This window comes from Nonomuraea sp. ZG12 (genome assembly GCF_052068115.1).
Lineage (GTDB): Bacteria > Actinomycetota > Actinomycetes > Streptosporangiales > Streptosporangiaceae > Nonomuraea.
Genome location: NZ_JBQHCW010000004.1, coordinates 33,370 through 48,522, shown reverse-complemented (window position 1 = coordinate 48,522; position 15,153 = coordinate 33,370). Strand labels below are relative to the sequence as shown.

At 70.1% G+C, this 15,153-nt stretch carries 14 protein-coding genes; 9 read left to right on the top strand and 5 right to left on the bottom strand.

The features are described from left to right. Nucleotides 1-15: 15 nt before the first annotated feature. The 5 genes from fxsA (at nt 16) to ACTMTF_RS14475 (ending at nt 7,313) form a co-directional block, all read left to right on the top strand. Entirely contained in the window at nt 16-168 is a 153-nt protein-coding gene (fxsA, locus tag ACTMTF_RS14495; protein ID WP_397002358.1) for an FxSxx-COOH cyclophane-containing RiPP peptide, read from the top strand. A 212-nt stretch (nt 169-380) separates the two neighbouring features. Beyond that, nucleotides 381-2,264 (top strand): nSTAND1 domain-containing NTPase, encoded by a 1,884-nt coding sequence (locus ACTMTF_RS14490; RefSeq protein ID WP_441111080.1) that lies wholly within the window; start codon nt 381-383, stop codon nt 2,262-2,264. 134 nt (nt 2,265-2,398) lie between these two features. Further along, nucleotides 2,399-3,763, top strand: coding sequence for an MFS transporter (locus tag ACTMTF_RS14485; protein WP_441111458.1), 1,365 nt, complete (start codon nt 2,399-2,401; stop codon nt 3,761-3,763). 63 nt (nt 3,764-3,826) lie between these two features. Beyond that, nucleotides 3,827-6,619 (top strand): P-loop NTPase fold protein, encoded by a 2,793-nt coding sequence (locus tag ACTMTF_RS14480; protein WP_441111079.1) that lies wholly within the window; start codon nt 3,827-3,829, stop codon nt 6,617-6,619. 46 nt (nt 6,620-6,665) lie between these two features. After that, nucleotides 6,666-7,313, top strand: a complete 648-nt coding sequence (locus ACTMTF_RS14475) for a TetR/AcrR family transcriptional regulator (RefSeq protein WP_441111078.1) — start codon at nt 6,666-6,668, stop codon at nt 7,311-7,313. 31 nt (nt 7,314-7,344) lie between these two features. On the opposite strand, the gene ACTMTF_RS14470 is transcribed toward ACTMTF_RS14475, so the two are convergent. Both ACTMTF_RS14470 and ACTMTF_RS14465 read right to left on the bottom strand, forming a co-directional pair. After that, complete coding sequence (locus ACTMTF_RS14470) at nt 7,345-7,893, bottom strand: transglycosylase SLT domain-containing protein (RefSeq protein WP_441111077.1); 549 nt, start codon at nt 7,891-7,893, stop codon at nt 7,345-7,347. Between the two features lie 334 nt (nt 7,894-8,227). Further along, nucleotides 8,228-8,671, bottom strand: coding sequence for a transglycosylase SLT domain-containing protein (locus ACTMTF_RS14465; protein ID WP_441111076.1), 444 nt, complete (start codon nt 8,669-8,671; stop codon nt 8,228-8,230). 181 nt (nt 8,672-8,852) lie between these two features. Between ACTMTF_RS14465 and ACTMTF_RS14460 the strand changes: the two genes are divergently transcribed. Further along, nucleotides 8,853-9,338 carry a glutathione peroxidase gene (locus ACTMTF_RS14460; protein ID WP_441111075.1) on the top strand — a complete coding sequence of 162 codons (486 nt, stop codon included), beginning with the start codon at nt 8,853-8,855 and terminating at the stop codon, nt 9,336-9,338. Between the two features lie 21 nt (nt 9,339-9,359). Here the strand turns inward: ACTMTF_RS14460 and ACTMTF_RS14455 are convergent, their stop codons facing one another. Next, nucleotides 9,360-10,421 carry a LacI family DNA-binding transcriptional regulator gene (locus ACTMTF_RS14455; RefSeq protein ID WP_397002345.1) on the bottom strand — a complete coding sequence of 354 codons (1,062 nt, stop codon included), beginning with the start codon at nt 10,419-10,421 and terminating at the stop codon, nt 9,360-9,362. A 178-nt stretch (nt 10,422-10,599) separates the two neighbouring features. On the opposite strand from ACTMTF_RS14455, the gene ACTMTF_RS14450 reads away from it, so the two are divergent. Next, nucleotides 10,600-11,820 carry an ABC transporter ATP-binding protein gene (locus ACTMTF_RS14450; protein WP_441111074.1) on the top strand — a complete coding sequence of 407 codons (1,221 nt, stop codon included), beginning with the start codon at nt 10,600-10,602 and terminating at the stop codon, nt 11,818-11,820. 111 nt (nt 11,821-11,931) lie between these two features. Here ACTMTF_RS14450 and ACTMTF_RS14445 read toward each other — a convergent pair whose 3' ends face one another. Then, nucleotides 11,932-12,681, bottom strand: coding sequence for an SDR family NAD(P)-dependent oxidoreductase (locus ACTMTF_RS14445; RefSeq protein WP_441111073.1), 750 nt, complete (start codon nt 12,679-12,681; stop codon nt 11,932-11,934). Nucleotides 12,682-12,792: 111 nt separating this feature from the next. Here ACTMTF_RS14445 and ACTMTF_RS14440 point away from each other — a divergent pair, with 111 nt between their 5' ends. Next, nucleotides 12,793-13,950, top strand: a complete 1,158-nt coding sequence (locus ACTMTF_RS14440) for a PQQ-dependent sugar dehydrogenase (protein ID WP_441111072.1) — start codon at nt 12,793-12,795, stop codon at nt 13,948-13,950. Here ACTMTF_RS14440 and ACTMTF_RS14435 read toward each other — a convergent pair. Further along, a complete protein-coding gene (locus ACTMTF_RS14435; protein WP_441111071.1) occupies nt 13,910-14,236 on the bottom strand; it encodes a carboxymuconolactone decarboxylase family protein in 327 nt (108 codons plus the stop codon). The two genes, ACTMTF_RS14440 and ACTMTF_RS14435, sit on opposite strands and share 41 nt — an antisense overlap. A 260-nt stretch (nt 14,237-14,496) precedes the next feature. Here ACTMTF_RS14435 and ACTMTF_RS14430 point away from each other — a divergent pair, with 260 nt between their 5' ends. Then, nucleotides 14,497-15,150 carry a hypothetical protein gene (locus ACTMTF_RS14430; protein ID WP_441111070.1) on the top strand — a complete coding sequence of 218 codons (654 nt, stop codon included), beginning with the start codon at nt 14,497-14,499 and terminating at the stop codon, nt 15,148-15,150. Nucleotides 15,151-15,153 lie beyond the last annotated feature (3 nt).

Genomic DNA, 15,153 nt, shown 5'->3' with positions numbered 1-15,153 from the left:
TTATAGGGAGAGCGCATGGGAGACGAGAACGCGACCGGGCTCATCGATGTCAGCGAAATTGATCTGGAGAGCCTGAAGCGGCTCCAGATCCCCGCACTCACCAGGGCGTTGCAGAGGTGCGCGGAAGAGGGAGGTGGCACGGTCGCGGGCTTCCAGTCGGCTCTCTGACCTTGCCCGCAGCCCTGCTGGAGGCGTGGGAGTGGGATGGGCGACCGGCGTCCCATTCGCACGCTCCCGGTATCGGCCGGATGCGCGATCGGCATTGAGCGAGTACGGTTGAGGGGCGCCGATGATTCTGCAGGGTGAATGCAAGGTCCTCATCTGACGCTGGGCCGATGAGTGAGTTCTCGATGATTATTCCTGGGTAGCGGGATGTGGCGATGACTTCCAGCGGCGGCGACCCGAAGCCATACGTGGGCCTGCGCCCATTTCACCGGGACGATCGAGCGGCATTCTTCGGGCGGGAGCGGGAGGCCGCCGAGTTGGTCCGGCGCTGGCGCGACAACCGGCTGACCATCCTGCACGGCCCGCCGGGCGCCGGAAAGTCCTCGCTGCTGGCGGCGGGGGCGCTGCCGCGCCTGGACGGCTCGCCGGTGCTGCCGGTGGGCAGCGCTCTGCGGCCGCAGTCCGTGCCCGCCGGGCTGATCCCTCGCGACGGCGACGCGCGTGTCTTCGCCCTGCTGGCGTCGTGGTCACCGCATGAGATCCCGACGGAGTTCTCCGGCCTCACGATCCCGGCCTACCTCGGGCGCTACCGCCGGAGCCCTGACGGCCGGCCTGTCATGGCCGCGATCGACCAGGTCGAGGAAGGGCTCGTCCCTGGACCGGCGGAGGACGGGCACCTGCTCGACCAACTGGCCGACGCCCTCGACGGCGATCTCCCGTTCCGCCTGCTCCTGGTGGTCTCCGACGAGCATCTCGCGGCGCTCCTGGATCATGTCCGGCTGCGCGAGCACGTCACGGAGAACACCCTCTACGCTCTGGGACCGCTGGACGTGCCCTCGGCCCTGCAGGCGTGCCGCGGACCGCTCGACGGATACGGGCGGGAGTTCGCCCCCGGCGCGGCGGAGGCACTGGTCGACGACCTCAGGAGCGGCTCCTCGCCACCGGCGGTGGAGCCGGTCCACCTCCAGGCGGTGTGCACCGCCCTCTGGGCGCGGGTGCGGGGGCAGGCTTCGCCGATCACCACCGCCGACCTGGTGGACACCGACCAGGTGCTCGCCGACTTCTGTCACGCCCAGATCGTGGAGGTGGCCCACGACCATCTGCACGGTGACGTGGACAAGCTCGTCGCGCTGTTACGGCAGCTCGTCGCCTCGGACGGACCGGTGGGCGGGCTGACGGCGCCCGTGGTGCGAGCGCTGGCCGAGCGCCATGTCCTCCGGCTGGGCCCGGAGCGCCGTCCCGCGATGCCCGGCAGGCTGGTGCGGCCCTTCCTGCGAGGCAAGTTCAGGAAGAGGGAGGAGGAGCAGCCCCCGGCGGCCGACCAACTGCGCGCTGCCCGGCGGGCGTTACATCATGGCCTGGTCGAGCTCGCCGCCAGGAACGTGGACGAGGCCATGCGACACTCCGCCGACGACGCGAGGTTACGTGCCCGCATCGAGTCCTTCCTCGGCGATATGGCGTATCTCAGAGACGACCTGGACGAGGCACTGGTTCATTACCGCAGATCTGCTCAGCTGTTCGACACGTTCAACGGCGCGGGGCGGTCCGTCGCCACCCTTCTCACCGCCATCGGCCGCATTCTCATCAGCCAGGGACGGTTCGACGCCGCGATCGGCGAACTGAATGGCGCAGTAAGGCGTAGTCCGGATAAACCGGTCATTCAGACGGAGTTGGCGTGGGCCCTGTGGTATCGCGGCATGGACAGCGGAGCCGTCGACGTTCTCGACAGCGCCCTGGCGCGTAAGGGGGATTCCCTGCAAGCCCTGCGGGCCCGGGGCGAGATCCTCTCCGACCTCCGACGGCCGCGGCCCGCGCTGCTCGACCTGGATCGGGTACGGCCGCACGAACGGCCCGCCACCAAGGCCGCCTACGCGTTCGCCCTGGCGTTGAGCGGCGACGTCTCCCAGGCGGTGCGCGTCATTCCGCCGCTGGACCGGGAGAGTGACGGCCCCACACTGCTGCGCGCCGCCCGCGTGATGGAGGTCGCGGGCAACTTGGCGGAGGCCGTGCGGCTGGCTCGCCGCGCGCGGCAGAGCGCGGGCCGGCGGCCCCTTCCGCCGCACCTCGCCGCCGAAGCGGACCGGCTCATCCGCAGCTGACGCGGCCCGACATCCGGATCTGCGCTCTGTTTGGGTGGCACAGATGGCCCGTTTACTTACGCGCGGCGTTTCCTCGCTCCGCGATGCTCTAGTCTGCGACAGTGCTCGGGCCTTCATCCGTGCGCCGAACCGAAATGAAAGCCGCCAAGGTCCGAATCTCGGAAGCTGTGGTGGCAGGCGTGCGCCAGATTAAGCAGTTCAATGCTCTTTTGGTCATTCATCGGCCCTTTCGGTGGGCTTGGATGGGGTCGTCCTTTTCTATGCTCAGCACGCGTACGCTCGGCGTGACGTATCCGCTGCTGGCCTTCACCATCACCGACTCATCGGCCTGGATCGGCTGGGTGATGTTCGCCTCGACGGTCCCCGGCCTGCTCTGCTACATCCCGGCCGGGGCTCTCATCGATCGGCTCGGGCCGCGCAGGGTGCTCGTGTGGAGCGAGACGGGACGCGCCCTGCTGGTCGCCGGGCTCTGCGCGGTCATGTTCTCCGGCTCGTTGCAGATCAGCCACCTGATGGCCCTGGCGCTGGCCGAAGGCGTGCTGTCCGTGCTCACCTCGGTCGCCGAGACCGCGCTGATCCCGAGAACCGTCGACCCGGACGACGTCGGGCTCGCGCTGTCCATGCACGAGACGACCCTGCACGGGGTCGTGCTCGCCGGACGTCCGCTCGGTGGTCTGCTGTACGGCATCGGGCCGATCGTTCCGTTCGCCGTCAACGCGGGAACGTTCCTGTTCGCGGCCCTGGCGCTCCGCCGGCTGCCCGCGGAGTGGAGTGCGGAGGCGGCGTCACGGGAGAAGTTGCTCAGCCAGATCCGGTCCGGCCTCAGCGAGTTGTGGCATCACCGGTTCCTGCGCTGGGCGACGATCATCACCGCGCTCACCAACCTGATGGTGCAGTGCCTGATCGTGGTGTTCCTTTCGGTGGCGACGGCCGAGTCGCTGCATCCGGTGCTCGTGGGCATGGTCCTCGCCGCCGCGGGCGTCGGCGGCGTCATCGGCGCGTTCATCTCACCGATCCGCGAGCAGATCCTGCTGAGGATCGAGCGGAGGACCTCCCGCCGGGAGTGGGCCACCCGGCTGACCCGGCGGATGGGGCTGTCGCGGCGCCACCGATCCATGATGCTGGCGCACGTCTGCGCGTGCGCCGCGGCGCTCGGGCTCACCCTCGTGTTCGGGCAGACGTCGCCGGCCTTCGCCGCGGCCCTGCTCGTCATCGGGCTGGCCGGGGGACTGAGCAACGTCACCGTGCGGACCGTGCTCAGCCGGGTGCCCGCGGAGAAGAACGCGCGGGTGGTGAGCGCCTCCCGCCTCGGCACCTACAGCGCCGTCGCGCTCGGCCCGCTGCTGGCTACCCTGCTGTTCACGGGTGTCGAGCCGTACATCTCCCTGTTCGTCCTGTTCGTGCTCATGCTGCTGCTGGCGGTGGTCACCTCGCTGCGCGGCATCGCGTCGTCCGCTCCGGCCGCCTCGCCGGGGCCCCCGTCCATCGAAGGGCTCTGATCCGTCGATAACCGGTTGATCGTAGGGCGTGCGGTCTGTGCCACTGTGAGATGAAATCAAGGTATGGCGGGTGGACGGTTCGCGCGATGGTGCTCGCGGGTCGCGACAGTGGTGCTCATCGCGTTCGTCTGCTTACCGGCCGGCACAGTGGCCGGCACAGTGGCCGGGACTGCGGCCCGGCCGCAGTTCCTGGAGCAGGACCGGCTGTCCATCCCGCTGGAGCGGCTGAGGACGGGCAGCCGGTGGCAGATCACGGTCGCCAACCCCGGTGCCGCCGTCGACGCGGAGGTACGGCTCACCGGGGGGATCGCCGACGCGCTGGCCATCGAGGGCGGCGGCCGGGTCCGCCTGGGGCCTGGAGGCGCGGCCACGGTCGTCATGGTCCCCGGCAAGCGTCCGCGTGCGGGTAACGGGCAGCTCGTGCTGATCTCGGCCGCGGGGATCGACCGGCGGCAGGTGAGTGTCACGGTGACGCCGTTCCTGGAGCGCTACCGGCTCGCGTTGATCGCCGCCGCCTTGCTGGTGGTTGCGGTCGCGGTGCTCCTGTGGTGGCGGCGCCCGGCGCACGGCAAGGAAGAGCCCCCGTCGGCACGGCCGACCGGCGAATCGCCGGGCTACACGCACAGCGACGAGCCCGCGGCCACGGATCGGCTCAACAGGAAGGTGTACGCCGAGTATCTGGCGGAGCTGGCCCGGACCGAGACCCCGCCGCTGGTCATCGGCATCCTCGGGGAGTGGGGGACGGGCAAGACCTCGATGCTCATGCAGGTGCGCGACATCGTGGCGACCGATCCGCAGTGCGCGCAGGTGTGGTTCGACCCGTGGCGGCACCAATATGACGACAATCCGGTCCTGTCGCTGCTGCACACCATCGTCACCGAACTCGGCCTGGAGAAGAGGCAGCACGTCAGGCGGACCCTGAGGACGATCTCCGAGGTCCTCGGCTCCCTGGTCCTGTCGGCGTCGATCAAGCTCAACGTCGCGGACGTCCGCAGATCCTTCGTCGAGTACGACGCCGAGAACTTCCGGATCCGCTCCGAGCGCACACGCCTCGACGAGCACCTGGGCAGGCTCATCAGGCTTGCCCTGGCGACCCTGAACAAGAGCCGCCTGGTCGTCTTCGTCGACGACCTGGACCGCTGCCACGCCGACCAGATCACCGCGCTGCTGGACGCGCTGAAGCTGCACTTCAACCGGGCCGACTGCGTCTTCGTGCTCGCGGTGGACAAGGAGCCGCTGCTCGCGGCCGTGCGGGAGAAGTACCAGGATCCGCGCGGCGACTACCTGGACAAGATCGTGCAGTTGCCGTTCGACATGCCGAGATTGTCCGACGAGGACTTCGACCAGTATCTGGACGACCTGCTGGACGATGGGCTCAAGGACGCCATCCCCTCGCTGCGGAGCGGGCTGCGGTCCAACCCGCGCGCCATCAAACGCTTCGTCAACGTGCTCACCCTGCAGGACCGCGTCGCCAGGGCCCGCGGCCTGGATCCCTATGACGTGACCGTGCTCGCGGCCGTCCTGCTGATCCGGGACGGGGACAGCACCTTCTACGCCAGGCTCGCCGAGGATCCCACGCTGCTGAAGCGCATCGCCGAGGACATCGAGACCGCCGGCGAGGACGAGCTGCCCGCCTGGAGCCCGCTGCCGCTGAAGATCGTGGAGGCGATCAGGGAGAGCGTGCCGGAGGATGTCAGACCGTACATCGACCTGGTGAAGGCCTCCCCGGTGCCGACGCCGGGCGACCTGACCCTGCCGCTCGCCGAGTCCGCGAGCGCGGCGGTCCCGGACGCGGCCCCCGGCCTGGGACGCCCGAGCCGGCGCGCGCTCGGCACCGCGCGCGACGTTCTCGCCGAGGGCGTGCTCGCGCGGGCCGACAGGGTGAGCGGCGATGAGGGCGAGCTGCTGCCGCCGGTCATCCGGTTCGCGGAGGACGAGGTCGCGCGCCCGGCCGAGCTGGACGAGATCCTGGCCCGTGGCGCCGGCAGACTCATGATCATCGGGCCGCCGGGGGCGGGGAAGACGGTCCTCGCCGCCCGGCTGGCCCGGCGCATGCTCACGGCTCCCACCCGCGGCCAGATCCCGGTGCTGCTGTCGTTCCGCGCGATCGAGGGCGATTTCGTCACCGTCGAACGGTCACTGACGCATGCCCTGGTGGACGAGTACCAGATCTCCATGCCCGACGCGTTCGCCATGGTCGACCGCGGCCTGCTGACCCTGGTGCTCGACGGGCTGGACGAGCTCGACGCGGCGGCGGGCCGCACCACGCTCGTGCAATCGGTCGTGCGCTGGGCGGGGACGACGGGAGCGGGGATCATCATGACCGATCGCAGCCGTCCGGCCCGCGAGTTCCCGGCGGCCCGGCTGGGCTTCCACCTGCTCGAACTGCTGGGGGTGCCCGAGGAGGACGCCCGCCACCGCCTGGAGGCGCTCCTGATCTCCCGCCAGGCGGTGCCGAGGCGCCTGCTGAGCCTGTCGCCCGAGCTGCTGGGCTCACCCCAGATGCTCTCGACCCTCACCACGCGGACCGGGTGGATCGACGACCTGCCGGAGCACCCCGTGGAGTTCCTGCCCTGGTACGCCGCGCGGGCGGTGGGCAGGTCGACGGCGGAGGACACGGCCGCCGTCGCGTCGGCGCTGGGCGAGGTCGCCCGCCTGCTCGCAGCCGAGTCGCGCGACACCTTCAGCAGCGATGACGCCAAGGTCAGGGCCATGTTCCGGGGCTCGGGGATCCGCGGCGTCCAGGTGCCCAGCGTGCTGCACGCCATGGTCGACGCGGGGCTGCTCCGCGAGAGCGCCCCGGAGACCTACCACTTCGTCCACCCGCTGCTCCGCGACCTCATCGCGGGCTGGTGACGCGGCGGGCCTCCGCCTGCCCGCTCGCCCGTCCATAGAATGAGCTATGAGCTCCGAGCCCCTGTCCAGGGCGCGCATCGTCGCCGCGGCCATCGACCTCGTCGAGCGCGAGGGCGCCGACGCGGTCTCCATGCGGCGCATCGCGGCGGAGCTGGGCGTGGGCGTGATGTCCCTCTACAACCATGTGCCCAACAAGGACGCGCTGCTGAACGGCGTGGCCGAGGCGGTGCTGAGCGAGATCGAGTTCACCGACGACCCCGACGCGCACTGGACCGACCGGGTGCGGGCGCAGGCTCGGGCGTTCCGGCAGATCGCGCACGGTCACCCGCGCTCCACCATGCTCGTCGTCAGCCGGCAACTGCACTCCAACGCCGGGCTGCTGCCCGTCGAGCGGGCCCTGGCGACGCTGCGCGGCGCCGGGTTCGACGGGATCGACGCCGTGCGGGTGCTGCGGCTGTTCATCGCGTTCATCGTGGGATCGCTGCTGCGCGAGGTCGGGATGACGCCCACGTTCGCCCCCGTGCGGGCCTCGGCGGACGATGCCGAGGAGGTGGATCCGGTGCTGTTCCCGGAGGTGAGCGCGCTGTCGTCGCTGCTCCACGACTGTGATCACGAGGCCGAGTTCGACTTCGGGGTCGAGCTGCTCATCCAGGCGATCGCCGTGCATCCGGCGCGGCGGGAGGGCATCCGGTGAGCCGCGGATGCCCTGCCGGCCGTCTCACGTCTCAGTACCAGTTGTGTGACTTGAAGTGCCCCCAGGCGCCGCAAGGCCTGCCGTACCTCCCCTTGATGTAGGCCAGACCCCATCGGATCTGGGTCTCGGGGTTGTGCCGCCAGTCCGGGCCGGCCCCCCGCATCTTGCCTCCTGGAAGCGCCTGCGGGATGCCGTAGGCGCCTGACGAACTGTTGTAGGCGCGATGGTTCCAGCCGCTCTCCCTCGTCCACAGGGCGTCCAGGCACCGGAACTCGCGCAGCGGCCACGCCCGCTGCACCACCTGATCCAGTGCGAAGCCCTTGCTGCTGTTCCGCGGCCGGTGGGCGAAGACGCGCGGCCGGGCGGTGGTCCGCCAGGTGCCGGTCCGCACCACCGGGGTGTTCCAGGTGCGGGTCCGGGGCCCGGACTCGGCCGTGTGGGCCTGGGGCCCGGATTCGGCCGTGTGCGTCCAGGGCTCGGATTCGGCCCATGCGGCCGGTGCTGTCGGTGCGACCCCGCCCATGGCGGTGAACGCGGTGACGGTGACGAATGTCCTGCGTAGTGTGCGCTTGCTGTTCAACTCGATCCTCGCGGTCGGGTCGTGTGCGGGCGGGCGCTCTCGCTTCCCCGGCGCCCTGTCGCTCCCGTCCGTGGCTCGGACGGTCAGAGCCCGCGCGGCCCTCCGGGATCGGTTTCCGTCCGGCGAACCGGACGGCCCGGAGGGCTCCACGACATGTCCTCTAGCCGGTTTCTAGTACGCGTCGTCACTGAGCGTGATGACCCGGGACACGCGAAGGACAGGTGTTTGTCGCACTGTTATCGACAAAGGGCGCTCTCGTTGGGCCCCGATGGCCGGGCCCGGCGCCCCGATGGTGCGGCCTTGCCGCGAAACGTGCGCAAGCCTGGGGTTTGGATCAGTACCAGTGGTGGGATTGGAAGTGGCCCCAGGCGCGACACGGCGAGCCGTAGCGCTGCTTGATGTAGCTCAGTCCCCACGCGATCTGCGTGCGGGGGTTGGTGCGCCAGTCGCGGCCCTTGGCGGCCATCTTGTGGCCGGGGAGCGCCTGTGGGATGCCGTAGGCGCCGGAGGAGCCGTTGGCCGCTCTGTGGTTCCAGCCGCTCTCCCGGGCCCAGAGCTTGGCCAGGCAGCTGAACTGGGACGCGGCCCAGCCTCGCTTGCCGACCATGGACCTGGCGATGGCCTTGTTCCGGTCGGCTCTCTCGGCGGCCTTGGCGGCCGTCGAGATCGTGCTCGCGGCACCGGTCTGGGAGCTCTGCGCCTGTGCGGCCGTGGCGCCGCCCGCCGTCATGAGCGTGGCGCTCAGGAGGAGGACGTGGGTACGGCGGAGCATGGGCATGCGGGTTCCCTTTCGAAGGAATCGGGGACCGCGCCACACTGCACGACTTGCCGCATTTATCGCGAATTGACCATGAAAGAGTAGATAACAGGTAAAGATCGCTACTTATGGTTGTTCTGGGGGTTTATGGGAGATTTGTGGACTCTGTCACAGCACCTGCCGGACCTCGTAAGGTCGGACCATGAGCGTTCGAGAGATTCCGGTCCGCACTCTGGCGGACGTCCCCACCACCCTTGCCGAGCTCGCCGGCGACAGCGCCGTGCTCGTCGTGAACGTCGCCTCCCGCTGCGGGATGACGCCGCAGTACGGTGGTCTCGTCAAACTCCAGCAGGAGTACGGCCCGCGCGGGTTCACCGTGGTCGGCATGCCGTGCAACCAGTTCGCCGGCCAGGAGCCGGGCACGGCGGAGGAGATCCAGACCTTCTGCTCGACCACCTACGGCGTCGACTTCCCGCTGCTGGAGAAGGGCGAGGTGAACGGCCCCGGCCGGCACCCGCTCTACGAGCACCTGGTCGAGGCCGCCGACCCCGACGGCGTGGCCGGTGACGTGCAGTGGAACTTCGAGAAGTTCCTCGTCGACCGCGACGGCGCCGTGGTGGCCCGCTTCCGCCCCGGCACCACGCCCGGCGACCCGATCGTCGTCTCGGCCATCGAGAAGGTCCTCTGAGGCCGTACACCTGAGCCGGGATCAGCGGCGCGGGCCGCAACTGCCGCGGACGATGAGCTCCGTGGGCAGCACGACGGTGCGCGGCCGCCTGCTCCCGGCGCGCAGGACCAGCTCGGCCGCGCGGTAGCCGATGTCGCGGCCGGGCTGGGCGATCACCGTCAGCGGCGGTGAGCACAGCTCGGCCCACGGCACGTCGTCGTACATCACCAGCGACACGTCCTGGGGCACCCGCAGGTCCAGCTCCCTGGCGGCCAGCACGGCCGCCTCGCCGAGCACGTTGCCGCCCGCGAGCACCGCCGACAGGTCGGGGCGGCTCTGGAACAGGCCTGAGGCGGCGGCGTAGGCGGAGTCGCGGCTCCCGGTGGCGAACACGATCAGCTCGTCGTCCACGGGCTCGCCCACGGCCTCACGGAAGGCCGCCACCCGCCGTTCGTGGCCGGGGCCGGCGAGGAAGGCGATACGCCGGTGGCCCAGCCCCGACAGGTAGCGGACCGCCGTACGGATCCCGGCCCTGTCGTCCGCCAGGACGGCGGGCGCGTCGAGCGCGCGGGCGGGCGGGGGAGCGGCGGCGGCCAGGCCGTCGAGGAGCATCAGGTCGCCGAAGCCGGTGGCGGCGGCGGGGTCCTGCGGGCCGGAGGGCAGCCGGTCGGCGAAGACCACCGTCATGCCCGCCCTGATCGCCGGACGCCAGACGTCGGCGTCGCCCGACGGCACCGCGATCACCCGGTCCACGCTCTGCTCCAGCAGCATCCCGATCAGCTCGGACTCCTGCTCGGGGTCGTCGCCCGTGGAGCCGACCACCACCGGCTCGCCCGCCGAGCGCGCACAGGCGAGCACCCCCTCGGTGAGCCGGCCGAAGAAGGTGTCGGTGAGATCGGGCACGAGCAGCCCCATGCCGCCGGTGCGGCGCTGGCGCAGGTTGCGGCCGAGCGCGCTGGGCCGGTAGTCCAGCTGGGCGGCGACCGCCAGCACCCGCTCCCTGGTGCTCGGGCTGGCCGAGCCGCCCGACAGGACGCGGGAGACCGTGGCGACCCCCACGCCCGCCGCCTCCGCCACGTCCTTGATCGTCGCCCGCTTCTCCATGGAAACGATTCCATCATGGTTTCCATCGATGCGGAAGACGGGCACGCCCGCTTCGGCTGCTCACACGGTAACCCTTGACAGGGATGCCCGCTTTCCGGTGAGATGCTTGAAAACGTATCCACACGAGTGGAAACTCCGCACCACATCGGGGCCCCGCCCTTGAGCGCGAAGGACTGTCATGGCATCCATCGTTCTGTCCAACGTCGACAAGATCTACGCCGGTGGCGTGAAGGCGGTGAACGGCCTCAACCTTGAGATCAAGGACGGCGAGTTCATGGTCCTCGTCGGCCCCTCCGGTTGCGGTAAGTCGACCGCGCTGCGGATGATCGCCGGTCTGGAGGACATCAGCGGCGGCGAGATCTCCATCGGCGACAAGGTGGTCAACCACCTGCCGCCGAAGGACCGCGACATCGCGATGGTCTTCCAGAACTACGCGCTCTACCCGCACATGACGGTCGAGGAGAACCTCGCCTTCGGCCTCAAGCTCCGCAAGATGCCCAAGGCGGAGATCCAGCAGCGCGTCGGCGAAGCCGCCAAGATGCTCGGCCTGGACCCCTACCTCAAGCGCAAGCCGGCCGCCCTGTCCGGTGGTCAGCGCCAGCGTGTCGCCATGGGCCGCGCCATCGTCCGTGAGCCGCAGGCCTTCCTCATGGACGAGCCGCTGTCCAACCTGGACGCCAAGCTCCGCGTCTCCATGCGCGCCTCGCTCAACACGCTGCACGAGCGCCTCGGCGTCACGACCGTCTACGTCACCCACGACCAGGTCGAGGCCATGACCCTCGGCGACCGCGTCTGCGTGCTCCGCGACGGTCTCCTCCAGCAGGTCGACACCCCGCAGAACCTGTTCGACGCGCCGGTCAACCTGTTCGTCGCGGGCTTCATGGGCTCGCCGTCGATGAACTTCGTCACCGCTGAGCTGGTCCGCGACGGCTCCACCACCTACGTGTCCTTCGCCGACATCAAGCTGCCGATCCCGGACTCCACCTTCTCCGACAAGCCCGGCCTCGACCAGTACGTCGGCAAGAAGATCATCCTCGGCATCCGCCCGTCGGACTTCGAGGACGCCACCTCCGCCGGCAGCCACGCCGACGGCTGGAGCACGCTGTCGGTCAAGGCCGAGGTCACCGAGGAGCTGGGCTCCGAGATCAACGTGCTGTTCCTGATCGACGCCCCGCCCGTCGAGCACAAGGACACCGTCGCCGCCGCCGACACCGGCGACGAGGACGAGTCGGCGCTGCCGCTCGTCGGCGACAAGTCCCTGTGGACCGCCCGCGTCAACGCCCGCAGCCACGCGCGCTCCGGCCAGGCCATCGACCTGGTCCTGGACACGCACAACCTGCACTTCTTCGACACGGACTCCGGCCTGTCCATCGGCCACCCGGCGAACGTCGGCCGCTGACCGACTCTCCAGTGCCCGGTCGCGAGCATGCGCTCGCGACCGTCATGGGCCCTCACCGCGACCCCCTCCCGCGGCGAGGGCCCGCCTCATTTCCCCAGCTTCCGGTACGCCTCAGCGGCCGATCCGGGCGGAGAGCCGGCTCACCAGACGGCGTGGCAAGAGCTGTCCGGCCGAAACGACGATCTTGTAGCGCAGGGACGGCACCGAGACCCACTTGCCCAGGCTCAGGTCCCGCAGGGCCTCGCCCACCACCCGGTCCGCGCTGAGCCACAGGAAGCCGGGCGTGCCCGACATGTCCATCGAAGCTCGCTGGTGGAACTCGGTACGCACGTAACCCGGGCAGAGCGCCATCACCCTGACATGGTCGGCGCGTGCCCCGGCGGCCGCGGACTCGCTGAAGTTGATCACCCAGGCCTTCGACGCGCCGTAGGAACTGCTGGCGAAGAACCCCGCCACCGACGCCACGTTGATCACCGCGCCCCTGCCCCGCGCCTTCATCCCGGGCAGCGCGGCCAGGGTGAGCCGCAGCACCGCCTCGCAGTGCACCTTGAGCATGCGCAGCTCGTCCTCGACCGCATTGTCCGGGAACCTGCCCCGCAGCGTGAAACCGGCGTTGTTGACCAGCAGGTCGACACCCTCACGGCAGCGGGACTCCACACGGGACAGGCCCTCCTCGGCGGACAGGTCGGCGGGCAGCACCTCGACCGGCACGCCGTATCTCAGCTTCAGCCGGTCGGCCGTCTCGGCGAGCCGGCTCTCGTCACGAGCGACGAGAACCAGCGTGTGGCCATCGGCGGCGAGGCGCCGGGCGAAGGCGGCGCCGATGCCGGCGGTCGCGCCCGTGATCAGTGCGGTAGGCATGGCCGAACTCTAACCTCGCCCACCCCGCCCCCGGACCCACCGCCGACGTGTCCCCTGCCGCGCTCCGCGGGTACGCATGAGATCTGCCGTGCGGGAGCCGGGCGTGGAAGGATGTGCGGCGTGCGCCTCGCCGTGGCGGTACTCGCCGTCGCCCTGACCGCCTGCTCCGCCGCCGCGCCGGAGGTGGCCGCGACCTCGCCGCCACCCGCCTCCGCGCCGCCACCGGAGACTCCGCAGCCGACCGCGCCTGAGGAGACGGCCGGCAAGGGGAAGCTCCGGTTCACGAAGATCGCTGAGCTGGACCGGCCGGTGGCGTTCGCGGTGCGCGCGGACGACCGGCGGCTCTACGTCGCCGAGCAGGGCGGCAAGCTGCGCACCAGCACGGGCGACACGATCGTGGACCTGTCGGCGGAGGTGAGCGGCGGCAACGAGCAAGGGCTGCTGGGCGTAGCGTTCCACCCCACGGGCCGCTGGCTCTACCTGGACTGGACCGACACAGCCGGCACCACCCACGTGACCGAGTGGGCCTACGACGGCGAGCAGGCGACGGCCAGACGCGATGTGCTCACCCAGAAACAGCCCTACGCCAACCACAACGGCGGCCAGCTCGCCTTCGGCCCCGACGGCCTCCTCTACATCGCGCTCGGCGACGGTGGCGGGGGCGGCGACCCCCAGGGCAACGGCCAGGACCTCGGCACGTTCCTCGGCAAGATCCTCCGCATCGACCCGCGCGGAAAGCCGTACAAGATCCCCGAAGACAACCCGTTCGTCGGCAAGGAGGGCGCGCGGCACGAGATCTGGGCGTACGGGCTGCGCAACCCGTGGCGGTTCGGGTTCGACCGGGAGACCGGCGATCTGTGGATCGGCGACGTCGGCCAGAACCAGTGGGAGGAGGTCGACTACCAGCCGGCCGGATCCGAAGGCGGCGAGAACTACGGCTGGAACCTGCGCGAGGGCAAGGAGCCGTACGACGGGGGCAAGGCGGCCGACCTCGTCGACCCGGTCATCGTCTACCCGCTGAACGAGGACGGCAACTGCTCGGTGATCACCGGCTACGTCTACCGGGGCACGAAGATCGCCTGGCTGCGCGGTCAGTTCCTGTACGGCGACTTCTGCGCCGGCTGGATCAAGGCCGCCCCGGTCGAGGAGCTCGACCAGGGCGCCGAGGTGGGACGGGTGGAGCAGCTGTCGTCGTTCGGCGAGGGGCTCGACGGCGAGCTCTACGCGCTCAGCCTGGCGGGTCCCCTCTATCGGATCGATCCCGCCTGACGCGTTCGATCAGCTCCTCCACCTGGGTGTTGAGCCGGCAGCCCCGGGTCCAGCCCGCGTAGTGGGTGAGGAAGACGACGACCTCGCGCAGCTCGCTCTCGCTCAGGTCTCCGGTGCGCAGGGCGGCGTCGAGCTGCACCTCCACCTGCTCGTCGAACCCTTGGCCGACGAGCAGGCCGAGCAGGAGCAGGCGCCGGCCCTTGGCCGGGAGCGCGGCGCGCGACCAGATGTCGGCGAAGGCGCGTTCGGCGGTCATGCCGTAGGAGTCCACTGCCGAATGTGTCATTCTCTGCTCCGGTCATGCGAAGGTGGGTCCTCCCATCTTTCGCCACTTCCCGCAGCTGACCAATGCCTGGTCCGGAAGTCACCGGCGGATCTTCTGGAACGATCCGACACGATCTGTAACGGACATATCAGAGTACGGCCAAGATTTGGTGAAGATTTCTCGCCGCCGTGACGGCTCATCCGCTGAGAAAGCGGGCACAACAATGGCGTTGCCCCGTAATGCGGAGGTAAGCCCTGGTGGGACAGACACGGGCTTGGATCATGCTCTTGGTCACGATTCTCATGCTGTCCGGGTGCGGACCGCCCGAGTTCACCTACGTGCGCGACCGGGACGGCACCACCTACTTCAAGGTGCCGGCCTCTTTCGCCCAGATCGACGCCTCCTCGCTGGACCTGGCGCTCAGCGGGAACCCGCCCGACTCCCAGGCCGCCCTGCAGCGTGCGCGGCGCGTCTGGGCGACGGCCTTCGACCAGGCGGAGCAGCCGGCGATCGACCACCTCTTCGACTCCCGCGCGCCGTTCGTCTACGCCACGGTCCACAAGCTCACCGAGGAACAGCGCGCCACCGTGTCGCTCGACCGGCTGCGGGACTTCATCCTTCCGGTGACGGAGGAGACGCGCACCGCCTATCTCACGCGCGCGCTGCACACGGGCCGTACCCCGCTGTTCACCGGGTTCGAGCCGATCAGCGACCGGCTGGTCCTCCTGGACAACGGCGCCAGGGGGGTCCGAGTGCGCTTCAACTACCAGATCGGCGCCACGATCCAGACGTTCGACCACACCGCGATCCTCGACGAGCAGGGCGCCACCGTCTCCGTCATGCTCATCACCTGCCGGTCGAGCTGCTTCGCGGCGCGAGGCGCGGAGTTCGACGAGATCGCGGGCTCCTTCAAGCTGCTCCGGCTGCGCGGATAAGGG

Excerpts from the sequence above, each read along its gene's own strand:
- fxsA (WP_397002358.1), top strand. The coding sequence starts at position 16 with ATGGGAGACGAGAACGCGACCGGGCTCATCGATGTCAGCGAAATTGAT.
- ACTMTF_RS14490 (WP_441111080.1), top strand. The coding sequence starts at position 381 with ATGACTTCCAGCGGCGGCGACCCGAAGCCATACGTGGGCCTGCGCCCA.
- ACTMTF_RS14485 (WP_441111458.1), top strand. The coding sequence starts at position 2,399 with ATGAAAGCCGCCAAGGTCCGAATCTCGGAAGCTGTGGTGGCAGGCGTG.
- ACTMTF_RS14480 (WP_441111079.1), top strand. The coding sequence starts at position 3,827 with ATGGCGGGTGGACGGTTCGCGCGATGGTGCTCGCGGGTCGCGACAGTG.
- ACTMTF_RS14475 (WP_441111078.1), top strand. The coding sequence starts at position 6,666 with ATGAGCTCCGAGCCCCTGTCCAGGGCGCGCATCGTCGCCGCGGCCATC.
- ACTMTF_RS14465 (WP_441111076.1), bottom strand. The coding sequence starts at position 8,671 with ATGCCCATGCTCCGCCGTACCCACGTCCTCCTCCTGAGCGCCACGCTC.
- ACTMTF_RS14460 (WP_441111075.1), top strand. The coding sequence starts at position 8,853 with ATGAGCGTTCGAGAGATTCCGGTCCGCACTCTGGCGGACGTCCCCACC.
- ACTMTF_RS14455 (WP_397002345.1), bottom strand. The coding sequence starts at position 10,421 with ATGGAGAAGCGGGCGACGATCAAGGACGTGGCGGAGGCGGCGGGCGTG.
- ACTMTF_RS14450 (WP_441111074.1), top strand. The coding sequence starts at position 10,600 with ATGGCATCCATCGTTCTGTCCAACGTCGACAAGATCTACGCCGGTGGC.
- ACTMTF_RS14445 (WP_441111073.1), bottom strand. The coding sequence starts at position 12,681 with ATGCCTACCGCACTGATCACGGGCGCGACCGCCGGCATCGGCGCCGCC.
- ACTMTF_RS14440 (WP_441111072.1), top strand. The coding sequence starts at position 12,793 with ATGTGCGGCGTGCGCCTCGCCGTGGCGGTACTCGCCGTCGCCCTGACC.
- ACTMTF_RS14435 (WP_441111071.1), bottom strand. The coding sequence starts at position 14,236 with ATGACACATTCGGCAGTGGACTCCTACGGCATGACCGCCGAACGCGCC.
- ACTMTF_RS14430 (WP_441111070.1), top strand. The coding sequence starts at position 14,497 with ATGCTCTTGGTCACGATTCTCATGCTGTCCGGGTGCGGACCGCCCGAG.